General features: G+C 63.8%; 21 protein-coding genes, 1 rRNA gene and 1 other RNA gene. All 23 read right to left on the reverse strand.

Annotated features, from left to right (window positions below; all coding sequences use genetic code 11):
- A 16S ribosomal RNA gene (locus tag A2Z13_03015) occupies positions 1–422 on the reverse strand; the annotation flags it as partial.
- A 258-nt stretch (positions 423–680) separates the two neighbouring features.
- The gene (locus A2Z13_03020) at positions 681–1,889 is read right to left on the reverse strand and encodes a tyrosine--tRNA ligase (GenBank protein OGP77331.1); all 1,209 of its coding nucleotides are present in this window, start codon (positions 1,887–1,889) and stop codon (positions 681–683) included.
- On the reverse strand, positions 1,865–2,689 hold the full coding sequence (locus A2Z13_03025; protein OGP77332.1) for a hypothetical protein: 825 nt from the start codon (positions 2,687–2,689) through the stop codon (positions 1,865–1,867). The genes A2Z13_03020 and A2Z13_03025 overlap by 25 nt, the downstream gene beginning before the upstream one ends.
- Positions 2,689–2,931 (reverse strand): hypothetical protein, encoded by a 243-nt coding sequence (locus A2Z13_03030; protein ID OGP77333.1) that lies wholly within the window; start codon positions 2,929–2,931, stop codon positions 2,689–2,691. The genes A2Z13_03025 and A2Z13_03030 overlap by 1 nt, the downstream gene beginning before the upstream one ends.
- Positions 2,931–4,481: a ribonuclease Y gene (locus A2Z13_03035; protein OGP77350.1), complete on the reverse strand. Its 1,551-nt coding sequence runs from the start codon at positions 4,479–4,481 to the stop codon at positions 2,931–2,933. Before A2Z13_03035 ends, A2Z13_03030 begins: the two co-directional genes overlap by 1 nt.
- A gap of 44 nt (positions 4,482–4,525) precedes the next feature.
- Positions 4,526–5,134 (reverse strand): 5-formyltetrahydrofolate cyclo-ligase, encoded by a 609-nt coding sequence (locus A2Z13_03040; GenBank protein OGP77334.1) that lies wholly within the window; start codon positions 5,132–5,134, stop codon positions 4,526–4,528.
- A 202-nt stretch (positions 5,135–5,336) separates the two neighbouring features.
- Positions 5,337–5,518: non-coding RNA, 6S RNA (gene ssrS / locus A2Z13_03045), on the reverse strand.
- Positions 5,519–5,528: 10 nt separating this feature from the next.
- Positions 5,529–5,819 carry a hypothetical protein gene (locus tag A2Z13_03050; protein OGP77335.1) on the reverse strand — a complete coding sequence of 97 codons (291 nt, stop codon included), beginning with the start codon at positions 5,817–5,819 and terminating at the stop codon, positions 5,529–5,531.
- Positions 5,820–5,852: 33 nt separating this feature from the next.
- Positions 5,853–6,077 carry a hypothetical protein gene (locus tag A2Z13_03055; GenBank protein ID OGP77336.1) on the reverse strand — a complete coding sequence of 75 codons (225 nt, stop codon included), beginning with the start codon at positions 6,075–6,077 and terminating at the stop codon, positions 5,853–5,855.
- A gap of 147 nt (positions 6,078–6,224) precedes the next feature.
- Positions 6,225–7,841, reverse strand: a complete 1,617-nt coding sequence (locus tag A2Z13_03060; protein OGP77337.1) for a hypothetical protein — start codon at positions 7,839–7,841, stop codon at positions 6,225–6,227.
- Positions 7,842–7,854: 13 nt separating this feature from the next.
- Positions 7,855–8,706, reverse strand: coding sequence for a signal recognition particle-docking protein FtsY (locus A2Z13_03065; protein OGP77351.1), 852 nt, complete (start codon positions 8,704–8,706; stop codon positions 7,855–7,857).
- Between the two features lie 68 nt (positions 8,707–8,774).
- On the reverse strand, positions 8,775–12,365 hold the full coding sequence (locus A2Z13_03070) for a chromosome segregation protein SMC (GenBank protein ID OGP77338.1): 3,591 nt from the start codon (positions 12,363–12,365) through the stop codon (positions 8,775–8,777).
- Between the two features lie 157 nt (positions 12,366–12,522).
- Complete coding sequence (locus tag A2Z13_03075) at positions 12,523–15,288, reverse strand: pyruvate, phosphate dikinase (GenBank protein OGP77339.1); 2,766 nt, start codon at positions 15,286–15,288, stop codon at positions 12,523–12,525.
- Between the two features lie 22 nt (positions 15,289–15,310).
- On the reverse strand, positions 15,311–17,392 hold the full coding sequence (locus A2Z13_03080) for a glycine--tRNA ligase subunit beta (protein OGP77340.1): 2,082 nt from the start codon (positions 17,390–17,392) through the stop codon (positions 15,311–15,313).
- Positions 17,393–17,417: 25 nt separating this feature from the next.
- Complete coding sequence (locus A2Z13_03085) at positions 17,418–18,296, reverse strand: glycine--tRNA ligase subunit alpha (protein ID OGP77341.1); 879 nt, start codon at positions 18,294–18,296, stop codon at positions 17,418–17,420.
- 95 nt (positions 18,297–18,391) lie between these two features.
- Positions 18,392–19,219, reverse strand: a complete 828-nt coding sequence (locus tag A2Z13_03090) for a DNA repair protein RecO (protein ID OGP77342.1) — start codon at positions 19,217–19,219, stop codon at positions 18,392–18,394.
- A gap of 6 nt (positions 19,220–19,225) precedes the next feature.
- Positions 19,226–20,044, reverse strand: coding sequence for a hypothetical protein (locus A2Z13_03095; protein ID OGP77343.1), 819 nt, complete (start codon positions 20,042–20,044; stop codon positions 19,226–19,228).
- A 9-nt stretch (positions 20,045–20,053) separates the two neighbouring features.
- Positions 20,054–20,815, reverse strand: a complete 762-nt coding sequence (locus A2Z13_03100; protein ID OGP77344.1) for a hypothetical protein — start codon at positions 20,813–20,815, stop codon at positions 20,054–20,056.
- A complete protein-coding gene (locus A2Z13_03105) occupies positions 20,812–21,669 on the reverse strand; it encodes a methylthioadenosine phosphorylase (protein ID OGP77345.1) in 858 nt (285 codons plus the stop codon). The genes A2Z13_03100 and A2Z13_03105 overlap by 4 nt, the downstream gene beginning before the upstream one ends.
- Before the next feature lie 138 nt (positions 21,670–21,807).
- Entirely contained in the window at positions 21,808–22,860 is a 1,053-nt protein-coding gene (locus A2Z13_03110) for a 23S rRNA (adenine(2503)-C(2))-methyltransferase (GenBank protein ID OGP77346.1), read from the reverse strand.
- 91 nt (positions 22,861–22,951) lie between these two features.
- Positions 22,952–23,389, reverse strand: a complete 438-nt coding sequence (locus A2Z13_03115) for a nucleoside-diphosphate kinase (GenBank protein OGP77347.1) — start codon at positions 23,387–23,389, stop codon at positions 22,952–22,954.
- Positions 23,389–23,937, reverse strand: coding sequence for a 2-oxoglutarate ferredoxin oxidoreductase subunit gamma (locus tag A2Z13_03120; GenBank protein OGP77348.1), 549 nt, complete (start codon positions 23,935–23,937; stop codon positions 23,389–23,391). Before A2Z13_03120 ends, A2Z13_03115 begins: the two co-directional genes overlap by 1 nt.
- Positions 23,938–23,941: 4 nt before the next feature.
- Positions 23,942–24,696, reverse strand: a 755-nt coding sequence (locus A2Z13_03125; protein ID OGP77349.1) for a 2-oxoacid:ferredoxin oxidoreductase subunit beta, incomplete at its 5' end; no start/stop codon positions are given.

Genomic DNA, 24,696 nt, shown 5'->3' on the forward strand with positions numbered 1-24,696 from the left:
CGGCGTTGCTGCGTCAGGGTTTCCCCCATTGCGCAATATTCCTCACTGCTGCCTCCCGTAGGAGTCTGGACCGTGTTTCAGTTCCAGTGTGGCTGGCCATCCTCTCAGACCAGCTAACGATCGTAGCCTTGGTAGGCCGTTACCCTGCCAACTAGCTAATCGTACGCGGGCCCATCCCCAGGTGACAGCGCCGGCAAGCCGGCGCCGCCTTTAGCCTCAAGGTCCGAAGACCCCGTGGTCTCATGCGGTATTAGCCACCCTTTCGAGTAGTTATCCCCCGCCCGGGGGCAGGTTACCCACGCGTTACTCACCCGTGCGCCGCTCTACTCGGGAGGGTTGCCCCTCCCTTTCGCGCTCAACTTGCATGTGTTAGGCACGCCGCCAGCGTTCGTTCTGAGCCAGGATCAAACTCTCCACTTAAAAACAGAAAAGACAGGATCCTTACGCACCTTCCGCATTCCCTGTTCAGTTTTCAAAGATCCGCTGATTCGCCCCGAAGGGAGACCCTCAAGGCGGACTTATAATTATACGAAAAAGCGAATATCGTGTCAAAGGGTATTTCCCCCCCTCCGATATCCATTCTACTACCGGGGGAAATGTCCCTTCAACCCCATGAGGGATTTGGAAATATATCCGAACGCCGGGGACGATGCAAGGAAAAAGTGACCCCTTACGCCCCCCTACCCGAAGGAGACGATCACGAACTCTTTCTTTCCGATTTTCAAGCGGATTTCGCCTTCCGGCGCGATCTCCCGGGCGGGGTCCGCCGCCTTCTCGCCGTTGACTTCCAGGCCGCCCTGCTCGATGAGCCTCCGCACGGCCGACTTGGAGGTGAACGACGTCGAAACCAGGGAAACCACCGAGACCAGGTCGGTCTTGCCGCCCAGGGCGCTCCCCGGCACTTTGCGTGCGTCCTCGGGGAACTCCTTGCCGGAAAATCTCCTGCGGAACCCTTCCGCCGCATCCCTCGCGGCCTTCTGCCCGTGGAAGCGTGCGACGATCTCCCCCGCGAGGGACACTTTCGCCTCCATCGGATGCCGGGCGCCGTCGGCCAGTCCTTTTTTCAGCGACGTAAGGCGGCTCACGCTGATGTCGGAGAGGAACTCGTAATACTCCAGCATCAGGTCGTCGGAGATGGACATCATTTTCCCGAAGATCGTTTCCGGCGGCTCCGTGATGCCGATGTAGTTGCCCAAGCTCTTGCCCATCTTGTTCACGCCGTCCAGCCCCACGAGCAGCGGCGTGGTCATCACCACCTGCGGCTCCTGTCCGTACATCCGCTGCAGGTCGCGCCCCACGAGGAGGTTGAACTTCTGGTCGGTTCCCCCCAGCTCCACGTCCGCCCGAAGTGCCACCGAGTCGTATCCCTGGAACAGGGGATAGAGGAACTCGTGGATGGAAATCGGGCGCTCCCCCTCGTACCGCCTCCGGAAGTCGTCCCGCTCGAGCATCCGCGCCACCGTCATCTGCGCGGCGATCCGGACCAGCTCCTCGATCGGGAGACCGGAGAGCCACTCGGAGTTGAACCGGACCTCGGTCTTCGATGGTTCGAGGATCTTGAAAATCTGCTCCTTGTAGGTCGCAGCGTTGCGCTCGACGTCCTCCCGCGTGAGGACCATCCGCGTCTCCGCCTTCCCGGTGGGGTCGCCGATCATCCCGGTGAAGTCGCCGATCAGGAAGACCACCTGATGGCCGGCCTCCTGGAAGTGCTTGAGCTTCTGGATGAGGACGGTGTGGCCGAGGTGCAGGTCCGGCGCGGTGGGGTCGAATCCCGCCTTGACGCACAACGGCCGCCTCTCCTTCGCGGAGCGCTCGAGCTTTCGCTCCAGCTCCTCCGTCGTGATAACGTCCACCGTGCCGCGCTTCAGGGACTTGAGAATCTCATCCATTCGTCCGTGCTCCTCATCCGGCTTTCGCTCATGACAAACGGCTCAACGGCCCTGCAGAAGCCTCTTTCCGCGTCGATGTCGAAAAACAGGCCGGCGGCCTCCGGTTCCCCCGCCGCCACCTCGAACCGCGTGGGGACCTGGAGGAGGAATCGCCGCAGAACCCCCTTGGGGTCCATGCCGATCACCGAAGGCGAGGCGCCGCACATCCCCGCGTCCGTGATGTACCCCGTCCCTCCGGGAAGGACCTGGGCATCCACGGTCTGGACGTGGGTGTGCGTCCCGGCGATGGCCGCCACCCTGCCGTCGAGATGGAACGCCATCGCCCGCTTCTCGGACGTCGCCTCGGCGTGGAAGTCCACCAGGACCGCGGCCGCCAGCAGCCGGATTTCGGGAAGGGCGGCATCCATCCAGCGAAAGGGGCAGTCGTACGGTCCCATGAAGACCCTTCCGATCAGCGACACGACGGCATAGGGGGCACCGCTGCGCCCCCGGAAAACGCCCCACCCCCGTCCATCCGCACCCGGCGGATAGTTGGCGGGACGGAGGACACGTCCGTCCCCCCGGAGGAGGGACATCCCTTCCCGCTTGTCCCAGACGTGGTTGCCACTGGTCAGGACATCCACGCCGGACTCGAAGAGCTCCCGCACGACGGGTTCCGTCACCCCGACGCCGCCGGCGGCGTTCTCCCCGTTCGCGACGACGAGATCGATGTCCCGGTGCCCGCTCAGCCGGGAGAGGAACTCCCGGACGGCCTTCCGGCCGGGCTTGCCGACAATGTCACCGAAGAAGAGGACCCACATTACCGTGCAGCCCCCCAACCTTCCTCCCCGAATGCGCTTCGCCAGACCGCATCAGCCTCGGCGATCACGCCATCGGCCCCCGCGGCCGCCTCGGAAGGGGACTCCGTTCGTGGCTCGCCGTGCGGTGGACCCGCACGGCTGCGCTTTACCTCACTGCGCCCCCCTCCTGCGGCAGCGAAGCCGGCCCCCCCTGCGGCGTTACGCACCTTCGGGGAAAAATACAGGTGGAGGTACAGGAGCATTACTTCGCGTACTCGACGGCCCGGGTTTCCCGGATCACCGTGACCCGGATCTGGCCGGGGTAGGACAGCTCCGTCTCGATCTTTTTCGCGATGTCCCGCGCCAGCATCGTGGCCGCGTCGTCGGCGATCTTCTGGTTGTCGACGATGATGCGCACCTCCCGCCCCGCCTGGATGGCATAGGACTTCTCGACGCCGGCGAACGACTTCGCGATCTTCTCAAGATCCTCCAGGCGCTTCAGGTAGTTCGCCAGCATCTCCCGCCGCGCTCCGGGACGTGCTCCGGAGAGGGCGTCTGCCGCCTGAACGAGGATCGGCAGGACGTCTTGCGGCGACTCGTCTTCGTGATGCGCCGCGATGGCATGCACCACCCGACCCGACTCCCCGTACTTCTTCGCAAGGTCCGCTCCGATGAGGGCGTGCGGCCCTTCGATCTCGTGGTCGACCGCCTTGCCGATGTCGTGCAGGAGCCCGGCGCGCTTCGCGACCTTTGCGTTCAGCCCCAGCTCGGAGGCGATCATCCCGCACAGGAATGCCACCTCCAGGGAGTGGGCGTAGATATTCTGCCCGTACGAAGTTCGGTATTTCAGCTTGCCGATCAGTTTGACCAGCTCGGGATGGATCCCGTGCAGCCCGAGATCGAAGAGGGCCTGCTCCCCCGCCTCCCGGATCAGCTCGTCGACCTCCTTGGTCACTTTCTCCACCGTCTCCTCGATCCTCGCGGGATGGATGCGGCCGTCCTGAACCAGGCGGGTGAGGGCAATGCGGGCCACCTCCCGCCGCACCGGGTTGAAGCCGGAGAGAATGACTGCCTCGGGCGTGTCGTCGATGATGACGTCGATTCCCGTGGCCGCCTCAAACGCGCGGATGTTGCGCCCCTCCCGGCCGATGATCCGGCCCTTCATCTCCTCGGAGGGGAGCGGCACCGCCGTGACCACGTGCTCGGTGACGTAGTCCGCTGCGTACCGTTGGACGGCAAGGGAGATCATTTTTCTGGCCTTCTGGGACGCTTCCTCCTTGAACTCCTCGTCCATCGAGCGGATCTTTTTCCCCGCCTCCAGCCTCGCCTCGTTGGCGACCACCTCCACCAGCTCGGCCTTCGCCTGCTCGGCCGTGACGCCGGCGATCCGCTCCAGGTTCTCGCTGGCCTTCTGAACCGCATCCAGGAGCTCGGCCTGCTGCGCCTCGAGCTTTTTCGAGAGTTCGGCGAGATCCTTCTCCCTGCGGCCGAATTCCTGCGTCCTCGTCTCCAACGCATCGGTCTTCCGGTCGAGCAGGTCCTCCTTCTGGAGAAGCCGCTTCTCGAGCTGGCTGATCTCGTTTTTCCGGTCGCGCGTCTCCCGCTCGAAATCGAGTTTGACCTGCAGCTGGTAATCCTTGGCCTGGAGCGTCGCCTCCTTGAGGATGTTCTCGGCCTCTTTCTTCGCGTTCTGGATCAGTTCCTCGGCCTTCGCCGAACTTGCGCGCGCCCGGTCCTCCACAGAGCGTTTCTTCGTGAGCAGATTGGCCACAACCAGCCCGAGCGCCGCCGCGAGAACGGCCAGCGCCGCCATGACGATCAGGTTCGTATCCAAAGGATTCCTCCTCGGTACCGCATCTATTTTGTGTGCCCATCGAGGTGCTCCCGGGAAAGCCCGATGATGCCATCCTCCGTCACCACCACGTCCACCGGGATGTCCCAGGATTCCACAGGGACTTCCGGCAGCAGCTGCCGGGAAAACGCCAGTCCCACCGTCACGGCCGTCTTGGACAGGCCGGACAGGAAACGGTCATAGTACCCGTATCCTTTTCCCAGACGCCTCCCCATGGCGTCGAAGGCCACTCCGGGAACGACGACCAGGTCGAACCCATTCCGCAGACCCGCGACCCCCGGGGGAACCCGCGGCTCCAGGAGGCCGTACTTTCCGCGCACCCAGCCGTCATCGCCCCCATCGGGGAAGAAGGAGAGGTTTCCGTCTTCCATGACCCGCGGATAAAACAGAAGCGCCCCTGCGGTGAGATACCGGGCGCGGATCCGCTCTGTGCCGACCTCCCCGCCGACGGCCGCGTACAATGCCGCCTTCCCGCCCGACTCGGGCGGGAAGGCGGCGAGGAACTTCTCCTGCGCCGCGATGCTTTTCCCCGCAAACGTTTCCTTCTGCCCGCACAGGCGCCGGCGATTGCGTTCGGTCCGGCGAAGCTGGGCCTTCCGCTCTGCCATGAGCATGAACAACCTGCCGATAGATGGAATAACGAGGGAGGCAGAAACCGCGAATAAGGCGAGGGGGCGAACCGCAAAGACCTCGCACCGCTACGAACCGTCCTCTATGGCGAAACAACCGTACCTTATTCGTCGTCGAACGTCGTCAAACCCTTTGTCCTGCCACCCGAATCTATGTAAACGCGGCCTCCCGCGGAAACTTACGGGAAAAGCCCCTGCTCTGTGCCGTGTCGGCGCTTGAGTCGAACCTGGTTTTCACCAGGTGGGCTCCCTGTGGATGCCGGCTTCAGGCTTCCCCCTTCGGGGCATGCTCACCACCGGCAGGAAGGGATCCCTTTCTTCATGTGTTGGCTCTAACTCGCCCGCCAATCACGCGCACGGCAGGGGCCAAAGGGCCCCATCAGCCCCGTTCCTTGAGAGCGCTGTCCAACGCACTCAGAAGGGCCCGGCTTTTCTGCTCGAGACCCTTCTTCACGTCCTCCCGCTCGCCCCGAAGCTCCAATACCTCGTCGGCCAGCTTCATCGCCGCCAGCATGACGACGTTCAGGTAATTCGCCGTCGCGCCGGATTTCTGCACCTCGCGGACCCGTTGGTTCAGCAGTTCGCTCAGGCGCTCCATGTGCTCCGCCGACCGTTCGGTCTTAACGGTCAGTGCGTAACCGGCGATGTTCACGTCGTACCGTTTACTCATTCCCTTCTACATTCCCATTATACAACCGGGGCGCTATAACTCAATGGTTTCGAGACGAGACAGGATTTTTTCCACCCGTCCCCGGATCTCGTCCCGCTCCCGTGTCAGTTCGGTGACTTTGCGGGCAAGTTCCTTGGCATCCGAGCTCTTCTGCCCCAGCTGGGCCGAGATCGCCGCATTCTCCTTTTTGAGCGTGGAAACCAGCCCCACCAGGTCGTTGATCCTTTTCTCGATCAGGACAAATGGATCTTCCGCCATTTTTCCGGTTCCCCCCTCAGTAGGCATATCGGTTCCCGTACGGCCGAAGCGACACGGACACGATTTTCTCGAATGGCAACGATCCCTCCAGGAATGGATGAAATCGGATGGTTCAGGATACCAAGGAGCCCCTCGTGAATCAACGCGCTATTCCTCCATCTGGAGGACGCTGTAGGCAACTGCGGCGCAGTGGGAGGCGATCCCCTTCCCGGCGGAGAGGATGTCGAGGTGGGCGGCGCTCGATTCCAGGGACTCGGGCGTCCCCTTCTGCAAACGGCGGATATGGGCGTGCCGGAGCCCTTTCTCCATCTGGCCGATCGATTCTTTCCGGGCGATGACGATCTCGGCCGCCTTCCCGTCGCGCGTCACGAACGCGGAGACCGCCTCCCGGTACATCTCCTCAACTTCCTTGAGGAAGGACTCCAGCTCGATCGCCCCCTCTTCGGAAAAACGCTGCTTCCTTTCCGCCATTCTGCGCACGTGGTCTCCGAGCGTCTTGTCGATGAAGTCGCCGATGTTCTCGAGGTCGGTTACGATTGCGATGTACGCCACGGCGCGGTTCGTCTGCGCTGAATCGAGCGACCCCTCCCCCAACACCGAGAGGAACACCTTGATCTCCCGCGTCAGCTGGTCGACGTCGTCGTCCATCTGCCGGATTCGTTCGGCCAGCTCTTCATTCACGTGGCGGATCGCCAGCAGACCCGCCCCCTGCATCTCCTGGATCATGTCCGCCATCCGGACGATTTCCCGGGCGACCTGACCGAGGGCTACCCCGGCCACCGGCAGGTGCTCGCGGTCCAGGTAGACCGGTTTGCCCTTCGGCGCATGCTCCTTCCTCTCGGGGATGATCCCGGCAAGGATCAAGGCCACGCGCGGGGCCAGCGGGAAAAAAAGAGCCGACAGCGTCAGGTTGAACAGCGTGTGGGCGTTGGCGACGATGCGCGAGGGGTCGGGCGCCAGGGAGATGAGGAACCCCTGGAGCAGCGGAAAGAACGGGAGGAACAGGAGGGCGCCGGTGGTCTTCATCAGCATGTGCCCCCAAGCGACCCGCTTGCCTTCGGCGGCGAGGCCGGAGGCAGCGAAGAACGCCACCGAGGTGCCGCCGACATTCGCCCCGAGCACAAGGGGGAGGACGGCGGGGATGGGGAGCACCCCCTGCTGGCTGAAGGCGATCAGGAGGATCATCACCGCCGTACCGCTCTGGAACATGGCGCTCAGGGCCACCCCCCAGACGAAGGCGAACAGGGGCGCCCCACCCAGGTCCATCATGAGGGAGCGCAGGCTTGCCACCTGGCCGACCTCGCTCGCCGCGCCGGAGAGGAACTTGAGCGCAAGGAGCATGAACCCGACGCCGACCAGCCCCTGCCCGATCGCTCGAACCTTGGGCCTCCTCCCCCAGAGAAAGAGAAGAATCCCCGCCGAAAGAACAGGGAAGGCGTACTGGTAGATCCGGAACGAGAGCACCTGGACGGTCAGCGTGCTCCCGAGGTCGGCGCCCAGGACGATCGAAAGCGATTGGGCCAGCGGGAGCGGGGAGATCTCGGCGAACGAGATGAGGAGAGTGACGACCGCACCGGAACTCTGGAGCAGGGAGGTCCCGACAACGCCGGCCCCGAATCCGTCCAGCCGGCTGCTGCCCGGAGCGGTCCACCACCCCCTCAGGCGCTCCCCGAAGGCCAGCTCGAACCCCTGCCCGGTAATGCGGACCCCGTACAGGAGCAGGAACGCCCCTCCGATCACTTGGAGGAAGAGGGTGTCGATCATGGTACCGGCGGGTTCAGAACAGGGCCTCGGCGAAGGCCGAGGCGTCGAAAGGGCGCAGGTCGTCGACGGATTCGCCGACACCGATGAACCGGATCGGAGCGCCGATTTCCCGCGTCACCGAAAGGACCACGCCGCCCTTCGCCGTGCCGTCAAGCTTGGTCAGCGCCAGCCCGGTTACCCCCGTGAACTCCTGGAAGGTCTTCGCCTGCGCGACGGCATTGCGGCCGTTGGTAGCGTCGAGCACGAGCAGCACCTCGTGGGGCGCCCCGGCCATCTCCCTCCCGACGACGCGTACGACTTTCCGCATCTCCTCCATCAAGGGGGCCTTCGTGTGCAGCCGCCCTGCGGTGTCGATGAGGACGGCATGCGCTCCCCTCGCCTTCGCGGCGCGTACGGCATCGAAGGCCACGGCGGAGGAGTCGGAGCCCTCCTTGTGCTGGACGAGGTCGGCGCCGACGCGGTCCGCCCAGATCTTCAGCTGCTCGATCGCCGCCGCGCGGAAGGTGTCCCCCGCGGCCAGCAGGACGGGATGCCCTTCTCCCTTCAGCCAATGGGCGATCTTCCCGATCGTGGTCGTCTTCCCGACGCCGTTCACGCCGACCACGAGCACGACGAAGGGGTAAGGGGGTTTCACCTCCAGGGGGACCATGCGGGGAGCAAGCGTATCCGCGATCATCGCCCGAAGCGCCGCCCGGAGGGCCTCTGTGTCGGGGAGCTTCCCGTGGCGCCACATCGCGTGCAGTTCCTCGACGTACTCCCGGGCGAGCGAGGCCCCCGTGTCCGCCAGGATGAGCGCTTCCTCCAGGTCGGACAGGACCTTCTCGTCGACGGGGCCGATCCCGCGCGCGATCGCCTCCACGTTCATGAAGAGCAGCTCGCGCGTTTTTCCGAGCCCAGCCTTCAGGCGGGAGAAAAAGGAATCCGGAAGTTTGGTCACGCGTTGAACTTGACGGAGACGACCTTGGAGATTCCCGGCTTTTCCATCGTGATCCCGTAGAGCGAGTCGGCCAGCTCCATCGTCCGCTTGTTGTGGGTGATGAGCAGGAACTGGTGGTGGGTCGACATGTCGCGGACGAGGGCGTTGAACCGGTCGATGTTGGCGTCGTCCAGGGAGGTGTCCGCCTCGTCCAGCAGGCAGAACGGCGACGGCTTGACGAGGAAGATGGAAAGGATCATGGCGGCCGCGGCAAGGGATTTCTCTCCGCCGGAGAAGGAATTCAGGGGCAGCAACTTCTTCCCCGGCGGCTGGATGACGATCTCCACCCCCGTTTCCAGCAGGTTCTCCTCATCGAGAAGGGTGAGGAATGCGCGTCCGCCCAGGAAGAGCTTGGGGAACACCTCCGCGAGCCTTTCGTTGATCTTTTCGAACGTCTCGGAAAACCGTTCGCGGGTGGTCCGGTTGATCCGCTGGATCGCCTTGGCCAGGTCGTCGAGCGACGTTTCGAGGTCCCCCTTCTGCGCCGAGAGGAAGGAATACCGCTCGGACAGCTCCCTGTGCTCCTCGAGCGAGGCCAGGTTCACTTCGCCTTCGCCTGCGATGCGGTCCCGGATCTCTCCGGCGCGGGACTCCCATGCGGCCAGCCCCTCGGTTTCCACCTCCGGATCGGCCCCGACCGTAGGCGCGGGGAGGTCCGCGGGGTGCGCCTCGTACCGCTGGTAGGTCAGCGAATCGAGGATCCCCAGATCCTTCTCTACCCGCTGGACGGCGACTCGAAGGTCGGAGATCCGTTCCGACGCTTCCGACTCCCGGCGGCGCACGTCTTTCGACATCCTCTCCAATGATTCGACGTCGGCGTCGATCGCCGCCTTCTTCCCCAGCAGGCCATCGACGTTTTCCTGCAGCCGGGAAAGCGCAGCCGCGCCTTCCTCGACCGCCGTCCGCCCCCTCTCGATCGCTTCCGCGAGGACCGCGCACCTCTCCTCGTACCCTGCCCTTCGCCGCCGAAGGTCATCGGCCTGGGTTCGCTTCCCGGAGAGCGTATCGACCAAGCCGGCGAGGAACTGCTCCTCGGCCTGGCTCTTCCCGGTCAGCCCGGTCAACTCGATCTCGGCCGCGTGGGACCGCTCCTGGGCTTCCTCCCCCGCAAGCCGCTTTTCCTCAAGCACCGTCAGGAGCTGCCGGACCCGTTCTTCCTCTTCGCCCTTGGCCTGCTCCGAGAGCTGTGCCGCTTCCTTCGAGGCGCGGTACTCATCGAATATCCTCGCCAGTTCGCCCTGCTGGTATTCCCGCTCCTGGTCCAGCCGGTCCAGATTCTCCCGTGCCTGCGTCAGCGCTTCCTCGAACCTCGCCCGCTGCCGCTCCGCCTGGTGGAGAGCGGCCGTGCAGTCCTGGCAGCGGCGGAACACCTCCTCCTTCCGCCCTTCCAACGATGCCTTGGCCCCGCGGACCTCCTCCTCGTCCGCCTGGAGCCGCGCCAGTTCTTCCGTAAGCCCCGCGATTTCCATTTCCAGGTCGCGCATCTCCCGCTTGATCGAGAGGATCCCCGACCCGCCGTCGGCCTGCGCGCCGCCCGCCAACATCCCTTCGGCGGTCACCACGTCGCCATCAAGAGTGACGAAGGTGTTCCAGACCCCGTTGCGGTTCCAGAGGCGAAGCGCGCATTCCAAGTCGCGCACCAGGAGCGTTCCGCCGAGCAGGCCTCTCACGAGATCGCGGCACCCCGAAGGGACGCGGACGATCTCGGTCAGGGGAGCGATCACCCCGTCTTCTCCGGCGTAAACGGGGGATTCGTTGCGCGTGCGAAGGGACACGGGGACGAACGAGCCTCTCCCCTCGCGCGTCTCCTTCAAATATTGGAGCGCGGAGAGTCCCTCGTTGTGATCCCGCACGACGATGGACTGCATTCTTTCCCCGAGCACCGCCTCGACGGCCTTCTCGTACGGAGCATCCGTTTCCACGAGGTCCCCGATCACCCCGTAGATTCCGGTGTCTCCGTTGACGCTCCCGCCGTTACCCTGGCCATTGTAATGGCGCAGGACCGCGCGGACCCCCGAGGAGGTCCAGTCTTTCTGCTCATAGAGCCGGGAAATCGCAACCAGCCTCGAGGAGGACGCCTGGAGGATCCCTTCCACCTTCCGACGGGCCTCCACCACCGCGTCGAGCCGGAAAGCCGCCGCGGCAAGGAGCGCGCCGGTCTCTTCCCACACCCGCTCGGTGGCCGTCCGTTCCTCCCCCGCGGACGCTTCCGCCGCGCGCGCCACGTCAAACTCCCTCCCTGCTTTTTCCGCGGCGAACCTGGCTTCCGTGAGCAGCGAAGCCTGGCGCGTTCGTTCCCGTTCCTTGTCCTCGATCATCTTCTGATACGAATCCGCGCTGGAACGGGCGTTGGAGTGAAGGTTCACGCGCACGATCAGGTCGGACCGGGCCTGGTCCGACAGGTCCTTGTACCGCAGGTACTCCTCCCGCGCAGTCTCAGCGGCCATTTTAAGCTCCGCACACCGGGCGGACGCCGCGGCAACGGATTCCCGCCGCTGCCCTGCCGCCGCCTCGGATTCCTGAAGGCGGTGGGCGAGATCGGAAATTTCGGTTTCGACGGCGGCGGTCGCGCCGTCCACCTCGGCGATCATGTCCTGCAGGTCCTCGACCTGCTTCCGGTTTCCGTTGTACTCGGTCTCGCGTCGTACGACCTCTTCCTTGAGCTTTCCATGGGCATCGCGCAGAGAGCCGAGGGCGGATTCCGTTTCCGTCCGGCGCAGCCGATGCGACTCGATCTCCGCCTCCAGACGGGAGAATTCCGCACGGACCGCATGGAGCGACTCCTCCCGGGCGGCAAGTTCCGAACCGACGCATGCGAGCTCCCGCGACAGGTCGCGGAATTTCCTGGCGGCGATCCGCAGGTCGAGGCCGCGAAGCTCGTTCTTCAGCGCCTTGTATCTTTCCGCCTTGCGCACCTGCCGATCGAGGCTGCCCAGCTGACGCTTCACCTCGTCCAGGATATCCTTCACCCGCGCCAGGTTCGCCCGGGTATTCTCCATCTTCCGCTCCGCCTCCTTCTTCCGGACGCGGAACTTGGCCACACCCGCCGCCTCCTCGACGATCATCCTCTTCTCTTCGGGCCGGGCGTTGACGATCGTCAGGATCTTGCCCTGCTCGATGATGGCGTATCCGCGGGCTCCCGCGCCGGTGTCGAGGAAGAGCTCGGCGATGTCCTTGAGCCGGCAGGGGACCTTGTTGATGAAGAACTCGCTCTCGCCGTTGCGGAAAGTCCTGCGGGTCACCTGGATCTCGGAATACGATTCGTACCCCGGGGGGGCCGCGCCGTTGTCGTTTCTGAAGGTGAGGGAAACTTCGGCCATTCCCAGCGGCCCGGCGGCGTCGGACCCGGCGAAGATGACGTCCTCAAGCGCCTTGCTGCGGAGATAGGAAGGAGCGTGCTCCCCCAGCACCCAGCGGATCGCGTCCACGATGTTGGACTTCCCGCACCCGTTGGGGCCGACAATCGCTGTAATCCCGTCGGAAAATTCGAAAACCGTCTTGTCGTAGAAGGATTTAAAACCGAAAAGTTCGAGTTTTTTTAGCTTCATCGATCCCTTGTTGTCACTGGCCCGGAATTGCGCACAAAACCCTCCATATAATGTATACACTACCCCGTTGGACGCAATATATTGTGTTTTTCGGCAAATGTAAAGTCAAAAAACGGCGGTCCCGGGAGAGACCGCCGTTTGAAAACAGGACTGAATCCTACTGTTTTTTTACCGGTTTCGCGGTTGGACGCTCCCTCAGCACGGCCTGCGCCGCCGCCAGCCGGGCAATGGGAACCCGGTAGGGGGAGCAGGAAACGTAATCCAGCCCGACGCGATGGCAGAACTCCACCGACTTCGGATCGCCCCCGTGTTCCCCGCAGATCCCCACCTTCAGGTTCGGCCGGGTAGCGCGCCCCTTCTGGACCCCCATCTGAACAAGTTGCCCGACGCCTGTCTGATCGAGCGTCGCGAACACGTCCGACTCGAGGATGTTCTCGGGCCGTTCCGTGTACGTCACCTTGCAGGAGGCGCAGGAGAGATTCTTTTCCAGCTTGGTGCCGCATTGGGGGCACAGCTCGGACCGCGACATGTAGTACTGGATGAACTTGCCCGAATCGTCCCTCGAGAACCCGAAGGTGGTCTGCGTCAAGTCGTTCGTCCCGAAGGAGAAGAACTCCGCCTCGCGGGCGATCTCGTCGGCGGTCACCGCGGCGCGCGGGAGCTCGATCATGGTCCCCACCGTGTAGGGGAACTTCTTCTTGTAGCGTTTCATCGTCTCCTCGGCGACCGCGACGATCAGGTCCTTTTGCGCCTTCATCTCCTGGACCATGCTGACCAGGGGAATCATCACTTCGGGCTGCACCCGGATCCCTTCCCGGATGATCTCGCAGGCCGCCTCGAAGATGGCGCGCGCCTGCATCCGGCTGATCTCGGGATACAGGATCCCCAGGCGGCATCCCCGCAGGCCCAGCATCGGGTTGAACTCGTGGAGTTCCTCCACCCGATCGAGGAGCTTTTTCTTCTCCTCGAGGATCGAGCGGTCCGCCCGGAGCAGCTCCATCTTGGTGACCTCGACCATCAGATCCTCCCGCCTGGGAAGGAACTCGTGGAGCGGCGGGTCCAGGAGCCGGATGGTCACCGGGTACCCCTTCATTTCCCTGTAGAGCCCCTTGAAGTCCTCGCGCTGCAGCGGCAACAGCTTCTCGAGGGCCGTCTCGCGCTCCACCATCGTGCGGGCGAGGATCATCTCCCGCATGAGCGGGATCCGGTCCTCGGCGAAGAACATGTGCTCCGTCCGGCACAGCCCGATCCCCTGCGCACCGAACTCCCGCGCCGTGCGGGCGTCGCGCGGCGTGTCCGCGTTGGCGCGGACCTTGAGCCGGCGGATGGAATCCCCCCAGGACATCAGCGTCCCGAACGAGCCGGTCATCTTGGGGGCAATGAGGGGAACCTGGCCCAGGATCACCTCGCCGGTGCTGCCGTTCAGAGAGATGAACTCCCCCTCGCGGATCACGCGGCCCCCCACCATGAAGCGGTTGGTCGTCTCGTCCACCTCGATCGCCTCGCACCCCGCGACGCAGGTCTTCCCCATCTGGCGGGCGACAACCGCGGCGTGGGAGGTCATCCCTCCCTTCGCCGTGAGGATCCCCCGCGCCACGTCCATCCCGTGGATGTCGTTGGGGCTCGTCTCCTTGCGGACCAGGATCACCGCCTTGCCTTCCATGGCCCACTCCACCGCCCGGTCGGCGTGGAACACCACCGCCCCGGTCGCCGCGCCCGGAGAGGCGGGAAGCCCCTTGGCGAGGACCTCGAGCCTGGCCTTGGGGTCGATCACGGGGTGGAGCAGCTGGTCGATCTGCTGCGGCTCAAGACGCATCAACGCCATTTCGCGGGAGATGAGCTTCTCTTTGACCATGTCGACCGCGATCTTCACCGCCGCCGTTGCGGTCCGTTTCCCGTTCCGGGTCTGGAGCATGTAGAGCTTCCCGCCCTCGACGGTGAACTCGAAGTCCTGGACGTCCTTGTAATGCTTTTCCAGCTTGGTGGTGATCCTCACCAGCTGGTCGAAGACCCGCGGCATCTCCTTCTTCATGTCGGTGATGCGTTGCGGCGTCCGGGTGCCGGCCACCACGTCCTCGCCCTGGGCGTTGATGAGGTACTCGCCGTAGAACTCCTTCGCTCCCGTGGCGGGGTTCCGCGTGAACCCGACGCCCGTCGCGCAGTCGTCGCCCATGTTGCCGAACACCATCGCCTGCACGTTCGCGGCGGTGCCGATGTCGTCCGGGATGCCGTGCGCCTTCCGGTAATACTTCGCGCGATCGTTGTTCCAGGACTTGAAGACAGCGTCGCGGGCCAGGTCCAGCTGCGCCAGCGGATCCTGGGGGAACTCTTTCCTCAGGCGCTCCTTGACGAGGGTCTTGAACTTCCCGCATAAATCCTTCAGGTCTTCCGCGGTGAGCTCGATGTCGCTGGACACGACGCGCTCCCGCTTCTTCTGGTCGAAGATCTCCTCGAAGTGCTCCTTGTCGATCCCGAGCACGACGCCCGAGAACATCATCAGGAAGCGGCGGTAGGAGTCGTAGGCGAACCGCCGGTTCTTCGTCTTCTCCGCGACGCCCTCGACGCTCCTGTCGTTCAACCCCAGGTTGAGGACGGTGTCCATCATCCCGGGCATGGAGAACTTCGAGCCCGAGCGGACCGAGACCAGAAGCGGGTTCTTCGGGTCGCCTAATTTCTTCCCGGCCAACTTCTCGAGCCTCGAGAGATTCCCTGCGATCTCCTTCTTGACATCCGGGGGGATCTTCCCCCGGTTCTTGTAGTAGAGGTTGCACACCTCCGTGCTGATCGTGAACCCGGGGGGCACGGGGATGCCGAGATTGGTCATCTCCGCGATCCCGGCTCCCTTGCCGCCGAGGATGTCCTTCATCCCGCCGTGTCCCTCGGCCTTTCCTCCCCCGAAGAAATAGACGCGCCTGGTGGCCATCCGATATTCCTCCCGCTTTTCTTTATTTCGGCTGGGCGGCGCTGACCTTGGAGAAGTCAGCCACGCCGGCGAACATGCTGGAAAGGTTCTTCAAGAGAGCCAGCCGGTTGTTCTTCACCTTTTCGTCCTTGGCCATCACTAACACTTTTTCGAAGAACGCCGACACCAGAGGCTGGAGCCGGGCCATCTCCCCGAACGCTTCCCCGTACTTCCCGCTCTTCGCGGCGGACGCCACCCTGCCGGACACCTCGCCGGCCGCCTTGTGGAGCACCCTTTCCTCGTCATGCTCGAACAGCGCTTCCGAGACGGCGAGCGGCCCGGTGTACGCCTTGGTGATGTTGATCGCCCGCTTGAACACCTCCGCCAAGGGCTCGAACGCCGCCTCCGAACGAAACACGACGAGCGCGTTCATCTTGGCGCGCAGGTCCACCATGTCGGTCAGGCCGGCGGAGATGACCGCGTCGGCCAGATCCCCCGGGGTGCCCTGGGAGGTCCAGAGGTTGAAGAGCCTTCCCCCGATAAACTCCATCGCCTTCCGCTTCACCTCGGCGGCGGGGGACTTCAGCTTGCCCGAAAGGGTGGCCAGCGACCGGTCGACCAGCCCCTCGACGGGAACCCGCAAACCCTTCGTCTCGAGGATGGAGAGGATCCCCAGGGTGTGGCGCCGCAAGCCGTACGGATCCGCGGTCCCGGTCGGGATCAGCCCGACCCCGAAGCAACCGCATACCATATCGATCTTGTCCGCGATCGCCACGGCAACCCCAACGTCGGTCGCAGGCAGCTCGTCGGACTGCCCCTTGGGGAGGTAGTGTTCGAACACGGCCTGGGCGACTTCCTCCTTCTCCCCCGTCTTGAGGGCATAGTGCCGCCCCATGACCCCCTGCAGTTCGGGGAATTCCTTGATCACGCCCGTCGTCAGGTCGGCCTTGGTGAGGACCGCGGCGCGCCGGCAGTCCTTCTCCTTGGCAGGGAACCCGATCGACGCCACATACCCGGCGATCTCGGTCATCCGTTCGATCTTTTCCCAGTACATCCCGAGGTCCGCCTGGAACAGGACGTTCTTCAACGCCTGGGCGCGGTCGAACAGGGGCTTCTTCAGGTCGTCCCCGTAGTAGAACTCGGCGTCGGACAGGCGTGCCCGGAGGACGCGTTCGTTGCCGGTGATCACCACGCGGTTGTCCGGGACGCGCATGTTGGAAACGAAGGCGAAGCCGGGGAACAGGTTCCCGCGGTCGTCCTCGAACACGAAATACTTCTGGTTGACACGCATGGAGGTGATGAGGATCTCCCGCGGGAGGGCGAGATACTTCTCTGGGAATCGTCCCACCAGCACCACGGGGTACTCCACCAGGTTCGCCACGGTCTCCACCAGCGGCTCGTCTTCGACCCACTTCCTGCCGATCCGCGCTTCCGCCTCCTTGATGCCGGCGCGGATCTTCTCCTTCCGGACTTCGAGGTCCACGAACACGTCCGCCGCCGCCAGCTTGTCGAAATACCCCGCGGGGGAAGACAGCACGATCGCGCCCGGGGAGAGGAACCGGTGTCCGAACGTCGTCTTGCCGGCCGTCACGTTGCCGAAGGAGATCGGGATCACCTCCTCCCCGTACAGGGAGACGATCCAGTGAACCGGGCGGGCGAACCGAACATCGAGGTCGGCCCAGCGCATCGTCTTCTTGAAGGGGATGGCGGGGATCCAGGCGGAAACCAGTTCCGAAAGCACTTCGCTTACCGGCCTTGGCCGCAGCGCCTTCTTGATGCCCAGGTATTCCCCTCGGGTGGTGGGGAATACCTGGAGCGCGGAGACGTCCACCCCCTGTGCCTTGGCGAAGCCGAGGGCTGCCTTGGTGGGGTTCCCCTCCCTATCGAAGGCGACGCTTTTCGGCGGCCCCAGCACCGTCTCCTCCGAGGTCTCCTGGCGGTCTGAAAGATTTCTCACGATATAGGTGAGCCTGCGAGGGGTCCCGTAGATGTCGACCCGGTCGAAGGAGAGCCGCGCCTTTTTAAGCATCTCGTCGAACTGCTGCCCGCCGAACCACAACGCGGGTCCGACGAACCCCGCCGGGATTTCCTCGCATCCGATTTCCAACAGATAATCGCGTTCCATATTCCCTCTTCTTCGAGACGGAATGTCAGGCGGAGAACTTGTTCATCAGGGGGAAGCCCATCTCCTCCCGGGACCTCAGGAATCCTTCCGCACAGAACCTGGCCAGGGTTCGGACCCTGCCGATGTAGGACGTTCGCTCCGTCACGGAGATGGCCCCGCGGGCGTCCAGCATGTTGAACGTGTGGGAGCACTTGAGGCAGTAATCGTAGGCGGGCAGGACGAGCTTCTTATCGATCAGCTGGAGACACTCCTTCTCGTACATGGTGAACAGCGAAAAGAGCATCGGGATGTCGGCCGCCTCGAAGTTGTACTTCGAGAATTCCACCTCTCCCCGGTGATGCACGTCGCCGTAGGTGACGTTCCCCACCCACTTCAGGTCGAACACGTTCTCCACGTCCTGGAGGTACATCGCGATCCGCTCGATGCCGTAGGTGATCTCCCCCGACACGGGCTTGAGGTCGATCCCGCCGCACTGCTGGAAATAGGTGAACTGGGTGATCTCCATGCCGTCCAGCCACACCTCCCACCCCAAACCCCAGGCGCCGAGGGTCGGGGACTCCCAGTCGTCCTCGACAAATCGTATGTCGTGCCTCAAGGGGTCGATGCCGACGGCCCGCAGGGAGTCCAGGTACATTTCCACATAATTGTAGGGACAAGGCTTCATGATGACCTGGTATTGGTAATAGTGCTGCAGGCGGTTCGGGTTCTCGCCGTACCTTCCGTCCGTGGGCCGGCGGGAAGGTTCGACGTAAGCCGTGTTCCACGGTTCCGGCCCGAGGGCCCTTAAAAATGTTGCAGGGTTGAAGGTTCCGGCGCCGACCTCGATATCATATGGCTGGTGGATGACGCACCCTTTGTCCGCCCAGAAACGTTGCAGGGCAAGGACCAGGTCCTGGAATAGCACAACTCCCTCCCGGTAGGAAAGTGATAGGGTTACATATCACTCCGCGGACCGGAGTGTCAAGAAAAATCACTTTAAATACAGGGGGTTTACGAGCTTTAGGAAGAGGGGAGTCCACCCAGGCTGCGCAGAGATTTCCCCAAGCAATACTCTAAGTATCTCGGTATAACAAGTTGTAATTCTTCAAAAATTGTATCGGTAATGCGCACCCGGGCGAGGACCTTCGGTGAGGACGCTTGCAGGGCCTTCCAGGTCTTCACCGCCCCAAGGGAAAGATGCACCCCACCCCCCGAACAGTTCCCGCAGAGAATCCCTCCCTCCGAAAGCACGAACCGCACGGACCGTCCATGGAGCTTCGCGGGGAATGCGCCGATCGGGTCCCCGCATCGGCGACACGCCGAAAAGTTGGGTCCCCACCCCCCCACGGAAAGCATAGCCGCCTCGGCCTTCCTTGCCAGCGCGGGAGGCGGGTCCCCGAGCGCAAGGGAGCGCATCCCGGAAAGCAGCACCCCGAACGCTTTCGGCTTGGGGCCCGGCTGGGGGAAGAGCGCCGCGGCCAGTTCGAGCAGGTAATCGGCGTGGCGGACCTTCTCCCAATCCGCCACGATCTCCCAGAAACTCGCGACGAGCGAGACCGAATCGAGCACCGCCAAGCGCCCGGGCGCCGCGGTCCAGGCCACTTCGAGGAGAAAGTACTTCTGGAGACTTCCGCCGAACCGCTTCCGGCTCCTGCGCGCTGCCTTCGCCACCATCGAAACCAGACCGTCGGACTCGGTGAAGAAGGATATCCGCCTGTCGGTATCCCCCGTGTCGACCGAACGGACCAGGAAGGCGCGTGCGGACCGGAAGGATCGCGGCCCCGCCGAGGGAATTCGTCCTCCCTTCCGTCGGGCGGAGGTTCCAAGGGGATGTCGCGGACCCCGCACGGGCTCCTATTCCCCGAAACGGAATTCTTTCACCTGACCACTGGCCCCGAATGGAGGCAGCAGCTTTCCGTTCAGGGTCCCCTCCACCCCTCCCGCATTCCCCAGTTTCAACAAGATCTTCTTCTGTGCCTGGATGCTGATCTTGTCCCCGGGGTACAGCATGACGTCTACGGGGGTTTCGTTATCCAGCGTGTACATCATCCAGGTCATTTCACTGGCCTCGATAAAGAGCTGGTAGGGCGATTTCACCGGCCCGACCCCTCCGACGGTGGAAACCGAGGTTTGGGGGACCGGTCCGGCCGGCGCGGCGCCTGCCGCGGGCGGGGCTCCCCCCGCCGGGATGCCTTCCGCAGGAGCCGCCGTCGCATTGTCGACACCGCCGGGGAGTGCCGTCTTCGCGGCGTTTTCCTCCGGTGCGGGTATGGGAGAAGGCACCGACCGCGTGGCCGTCCTCGAGCCGTACCATGCCAGGATTAACCCGATCAGCAGGACCACGGCGGAGGCCAGCGCGTAGGTGGTCCTCCGGCTCCCCCGCTGACGTTCCCGCTCCACCCAATCGGGCTTGACGTGAGTTGACGGCTGCTCGACCGCCTGCTGTTCCAGGCGGTGATAACATTCGGAGAGGATGGGCTCGGGATCCTGCGACAGAAGCTTTGCATAGGCGCGGATGTAACCGGAAGAAAACACACGCTCCGGCCATCCGGAATAATTCCCCTCTTCGATGCCGCGGAGGTACTTCCCGCTGATGCGGAGCGCAGAAGCCGCCTCCTCGAGGGTCATCCCCCTCGCTTCCCGCTCCCTCTTCCATGCCTCCCCGGCGCCCATCGCGTCCGATTACCTCATCCCCTGTTCCAAGGCGTTGATGGAATCGGTTGCCTGCTTCCTCAAGGCAGGGTCGGCGGAGTTCGCCAGGACGTTCCGGAACGCGTTGAGCGCGTCCTTGCTCCGTCCCAGCGAGAGATAGGCCCGCCCGAGGTCCAGCCACGCCGGCGCGTAAGTGGGGGCGACCGCGATGCAGGCTTCCAGCGTCCCTGCCGCCTCCGCCCACTTCCCGCGGTCCCCGTAAAGAAGCGCCAGGCGAAAATACGCGTCGGCATACCGGTCGTTCAGGGCAATGGACCGTCGGTACATCTCCTCGGCTTTCCGAAAATCCTTGCGGCGGCGGTACTCCTCGCCCAGATTGTAGTACGCCATCTCCGGCGTCGGGTACAAGACGTTGGACCCGGCGGCCTCGAACTCCCGGATCGCCTCGTCCCCGCGGCCAAGATGACTCAGGACGATCCCGAGGTTGTTGTGCGCCTCGGCGTAATCCGGCTTTTTCCGGACGGCGTTCCGGAAGTGCTTCTCGGCCATGCCGAGATCGCCGCGCGTCTGGTAGGCCAGTCCCAGCGACATGTCGATCTCCGGGTTTTCCGGGTCGAGCTCCGAGGCCGCGGTGAGCTCCCGCATCGCGGCCGGAACGTTTCGCTGCTCCAGGTAGGTCAACCCCATCTGCATGCGCGCGGAGGCCTCTTTTCTCTTCTCCGGCGAAGGCGTGGCGCATCCGAGGAGCACCGCCCCCGCGCCCAGGACCACCATGAGTTTCCAGGTCTTCATAGGTATCTACCGATCAGGAGGGAGAGCCTCCTTCTGGCCGTCGCAGGGATCCGCTTCCGGTCGGTGAGGATCGCGTATTTAAGGGATTCGCCGCATCCGCACGATCCTTTCTCGGGAAGATGGAGGGCGACCTCGCGGATGATCCGCTTCGAGTTCTCCACGTTCTTCCGGAGGATGGCGAGGATCGCCTCGATCGAAACGTCCTGTTCCGTTTCGTGCCAGCAGTCGTAATCGGTGGCGAGGGCCAGCGTGGCATAGCAGAGCTCGGCCTCGCGGGCCAGCTTCGCCTCGGGCATGTTCGTCATCCCGATCACGTCCACCCCCCACTTTCTGTAGATCCGGGACTCGGCACGGGTGGAAAAGGCGGGGCCCTCCATGCAGAGATAGGTCCCCCCCCGGTGCGTCCGCTTCACGACGTTCTTTGCCGCCGCATAGGCGATGTCCGCCAGCTTCGGGCAGACCGGGTCGGCGAAGGGGATGTGCCCGACGACACCGTCCCCGAAGAAGGTGTTCGGGCGGATCCGGGTGTGGTCGTAAAACTGGTCGACCACCACGATATCTCCCGGACGGATGTTTTCCTTCATGCTCCCCACGGCGGAGATGGAGAGCACCCACTTCACGCCCACTTTCTTCAGCGCATAGAGATTCGCGCGGTAGTTGATCTGCGAGGGGAGAACCCGGTGCCCCCTGCCGTGCCGGGGGAGGAAGGCCAGCGTCCGACCGTCGATTTCCCCTACCACCATCGCATCCGAAGGGTTTCCGAAGGGCGTCTTCACCGAAACGGTGCGGATGTTTTTGAGCCCCTCCATCTCGTAGAGACCGGAGCCCCCGATGACCCCCATGATATCCGGCATGCTCCCCTTTCTCTCCGCGGAAATAAGGTTCTCTTCAATATAGGGAGAACCACCCATGCGCTCAAGGGCTTTTTAACCTATGCGACATCCAATATCCGGCTCCTGTTCATCGCAGGGGGGCTGCTCAGCCGCAAGCGGCTATCTTTCTTCGCCCCGCTCCTGTATTCCTCTCAACTGTCCGCACGCCGCGCGGATGTCCGCTCCGCGACGCTCCCGGAGGATCGCCTGGATCCCGGCGGCGAGGAGGACATCCCGGAAGCGGTCCGCGGTTTCCGCGGACGGTGAGGTGAAATCCCCGTACTCGTGCGCATTGTACGGGATGAGGTTGACCTTGACCCGCGCTCCCTTGAGAAGACGAGCAAGGCGGCTGGCATCTTCTTTCGAATCGTTGATTCCCCCAAGCAGGATGTACTCCGCGGTCACTTTCCGGCCGCTCCGGAGGGGGATCTTTTTCATCGCGGCAACCAGTTCCATCAGCGGGTATTTCCGGTTGACCGGCATCAGCCTCGACCGGAGCTCGTCGCTCGGCGCATTGATCGACACGGCGAAGCTCACGGGAAATTCCTTCGCCAGCGCAAGCATCGCGGGGACCACACCCGCCGTGGAGACCGTGACGCGCTTCCCCGAGAGGCCGAAGCCGAACTGCGACAGGAGGATCCCGATCGTACGGGAGACCTCCGGGAGGTTCTCCAGCGGCTCCCCCATCCCCATGAAGACAACGTTGGTCAGGCGCTCTCCCTTTTCCGTGAGTCGCTTCACCGCGAAGCAGACCTGGTGGACGATCTCTGCCGACGTCATGTTCCGGCGGAATCCCGTCGCGCCGGTCGCGCAAAATCCGCAGCGGAGGGCGCACCCCACCTGCGACGAGATGCACAGCGTCCTGCGATCTTCTTCCGGGATGAGGACGCTCTCGACCGTCTCGCCGTCCTCCAGGCGGAACAGGCACTTCTCCGTTCCGTCCGCGGACACTTCCACTCTTTCCGCGGGAGGAGAGGAGACGCGGCATCCCCTCGTCAGCTCCTCGCGGAAATCTTTCGAGAGATCCGTCATCGCCGAAAATTCCTCCGCGAACTGCTGATAGATCCATCGGGAAATCTGCCGCGCCCGGTACCGCTCCTTCCCCCAGCGCGAGAGAAACGTCTCGAGCTCCGGCAGTGACATCCCCTTGAGGTCCGTACGATCCGCGCGCATCGTTTTCATCCTGACAATTGGCGGAAACAAAAACCCCGGCGTACCTTATCAAGGCAGGCCGGGGGCCCTCCGTTCAGACTTGCGTCATCCCTTACGTTATAATCTCCATCTCGCTGAAAAAATAACGGATTTCCGTTGTCGCCGTCTCCGGAGCGTCGGAGCCGTGGACGATGTTCTGCTCGATGCTGCCGGCGAAGTCGGCCCGGATCGTTCCCTTGTCGGCCATCGAAGGGTCGGTGGCGCCCATGATCGTCCGGTTCCGGGCGATCACGTCGTCCCCCTCGAGCACCATCACCACGACGGGGCCCGAGGACATGAAGTCCGTGAGCGACGCGAAGAACGGCCGCTCCCGGTGAACGGCGTAGAACCCCTCCGCCCGCTTCTTCGTCAGATGCAGCATCTTCATGGCGACGACCCGGATCCCTTCCTTCTCGAACCGGCGGATCACCTCGCCGACGACCCCCTTCTTCACGCCGTCCGGCTTGACGATCGAAAGGGTGCGCTGTTTCCCCCCCTTCCTGTGGGGCACTAGTTCATTCTCGACTTGGCCAGTTCATAGCCCGCGCGGAGGGCCTTCTTGTTCAGTTCTTCCGTTCCCTTGGGAACCCGCGAGAGAACGGCCTTTTCCACCGACTCGAGCTGAACCTTACCCGTGAGGGCGGTGATGGCCCCGATCGCGACGATGTTGGCGACGAACGCCTTCCCGATCTCCTCGGAAGCCGTCCGGATGATCGGCATCTTGATCACCTTGAAGTTCCCCTTGGGAATGTCCCGGACGAAGTCCTCGTCCACGAGGAGCGTCCCGTTGGGCTTGATGTCCTTGTAGTACTTGGTGCACGACTCCTGGGTCAGGGAGAGCTGAAGGTCGATCCCCTGGGCCTTCGGGAAATCGATGACCTCGTCGGAGATGATCACCTCCGACTTGGAGGCGCCGCCGCGCGCCTCGGGGCCGTAGGACTGGCTCTGGACCGCGTTGATCTTGTCGTAGATCGTGGCCGCCTCGGCGAAGATGACCCCCGCAAGGATCAGGCCCTGCCCCCCCGAGCCGGAAAAGCGGATTTCGTAACGGTCGCTCATCGTATCAGGCCCCCTTCTCTCTCTGCTTCTTCAGGCGCTCCACCATACCGTAATAGATCTCGCAAAACTCCGGCGCCTCCCTCTTGAAGAGTACGCCCGTGGGGGACTTGCCCGCAGTCTTTTCCGGGGGGAGCTTGCCGAACGCCGTGATCGGCAGGAAGTTGTCCTTCATCCACAGGAGCATGTCGGTCGGGCTCTTGAACTTGTTCCGCCGCCCGTGCGTCGTGGGGCAGGCGTTGATGATTTCGAGCACCGACAGCCCCTTGTGCTGGATCGCCTCGATGATCAGCTTGTCGAGCGCAGGGACGTGGTACGCCGTCCCCCGGCCCACCCAGGTGGCGCCGGCGCCCTTGGCGAGCTCCGGGATGTTGAAGCCCGGGTCGACGTTGCCGTACGGCATCGTCGTCGCGATGTGCCCCATCGGGGTGGTCGGCGAGTGCTGGCCCCCGGTCATGCCGTAGATGAAGTTGTTCAGCACGATGACCGTGATGTCGATGTTGCGCCGGCAGGAGTGGATGAAGTGGTTCCCGCCGATGGCCGTGGCGTCGCCGTCGCCGCTGACCACCAAGACCTTCTTGTCGGGCCGGGCCATCTTCAGGCCTGTCGCAAAGGGCAGGGCGCGGCCGTGCGTCGTGTGCAGCGTGTTCCAGTCGACGTACCCCGGGAGGCGGGAGGCGCACCCGATCCCGGAGACGAGCGCGATGTCGTCCTTGGGGATCTTCAGCGAGTCGACGGCCCGGAGAAGCGACTTGAAAACGA

Source organism: Deltaproteobacteria bacterium RBG_16_64_85 (assembly GCA_001798885.1).
Lineage (GTDB): Bacteria > Desulfobacterota > Deferrimicrobia > Deferrimicrobiales > Deferrimicrobiaceae > FEB-35.

Coding starts and splice junctions, on each gene's coding strand:
- A2Z13_03065 (OGP77351.1), bottom strand. CDS start 8,706: ATGAACGTGGAGGCGATCGCGCGCGGGATCGGCCCCGTCGACGAGAAG.
- A2Z13_03070 (OGP77338.1), bottom strand. CDS start 12,365: ATGAAGCTAAAAAAACTCGAACTTTTCGGTTTTAAATCCTTCTACGAC.
- A2Z13_03105 (OGP77345.1), bottom strand. CDS start 21,669: ATGCCGGATATCATGGGGGTCATCGGGGGCTCCGGTCTCTACGAGATG.
- A2Z13_03035 (OGP77350.1), bottom strand. CDS start 4,481: ATGGCGGCGCTGGCCGTTCTCGCGGCGGCGCTCGGGCTGGTTGTGGCC.
- A2Z13_03060 (OGP77337.1), bottom strand. CDS start 7,841: ATGATCGACACCCTCTTCCTCCAAGTGATCGGAGGGGCGTTCCTGCTC.
- A2Z13_03020 (OGP77331.1), bottom strand. CDS start 1,889: ATGGATGAGATTCTCAAGTCCCTGAAGCGCGGCACGGTGGACGTTATC.
- A2Z13_03025 (OGP77332.1), bottom strand. CDS start 2,689: ATGTGGGTCCTCTTCTTCGGTGACATTGTCGGCAAGCCCGGCCGGAAG.
- A2Z13_03095 (OGP77343.1), bottom strand. CDS start 20,044: ATGGGCGCCGGGGAGGCATGGAAGAGGGAGCGGGAAGCGAGGGGGATG.
- A2Z13_03055 (OGP77336.1), bottom strand. CDS start 6,077: ATGGCGGAAGATCCATTTGTCCTGATCGAGAAAAGGATCAACGACCTG.
- A2Z13_03050 (OGP77335.1), bottom strand. CDS start 5,819: ATGAGTAAACGGTACGACGTGAACATCGCCGGTTACGCACTGACCGTT.
- A2Z13_03075 (OGP77339.1), bottom strand. CDS start 15,288: ATGGCCACCAGGCGCGTCTATTTCTTCGGGGGAGGAAAGGCCGAGGGA.
- A2Z13_03030 (OGP77333.1), bottom strand. CDS start 2,931: ATGCTCCTGTACCTCCACCTGTATTTTTCCCCGAAGGTGCGTAACGCC.
- A2Z13_03110 (OGP77346.1), bottom strand. CDS start 22,860: ATGCGCGCGGATCGTACGGACCTCAAGGGGATGTCACTGCCGGAGCTC.
- A2Z13_03080 (OGP77340.1), bottom strand. CDS start 17,392: ATGGAACGCGATTATCTGTTGGAAATCGGATGCGAGGAAATCCCGGCG.
- A2Z13_03040 (OGP77334.1), bottom strand. CDS start 5,134: ATGCTCATGGCAGAGCGGAAGGCCCAGCTTCGCCGGACCGAACGCAAT.
- A2Z13_03100 (OGP77344.1), bottom strand. CDS start 20,815: ATGAAGACCTGGAAACTCATGGTGGTCCTGGGCGCGGGGGCGGTGCTC.
- A2Z13_03120 (OGP77348.1), bottom strand. CDS start 23,937: ATGAGCGACCGTTACGAAATCCGCTTTTCCGGCTCGGGGGGGCAGGGC.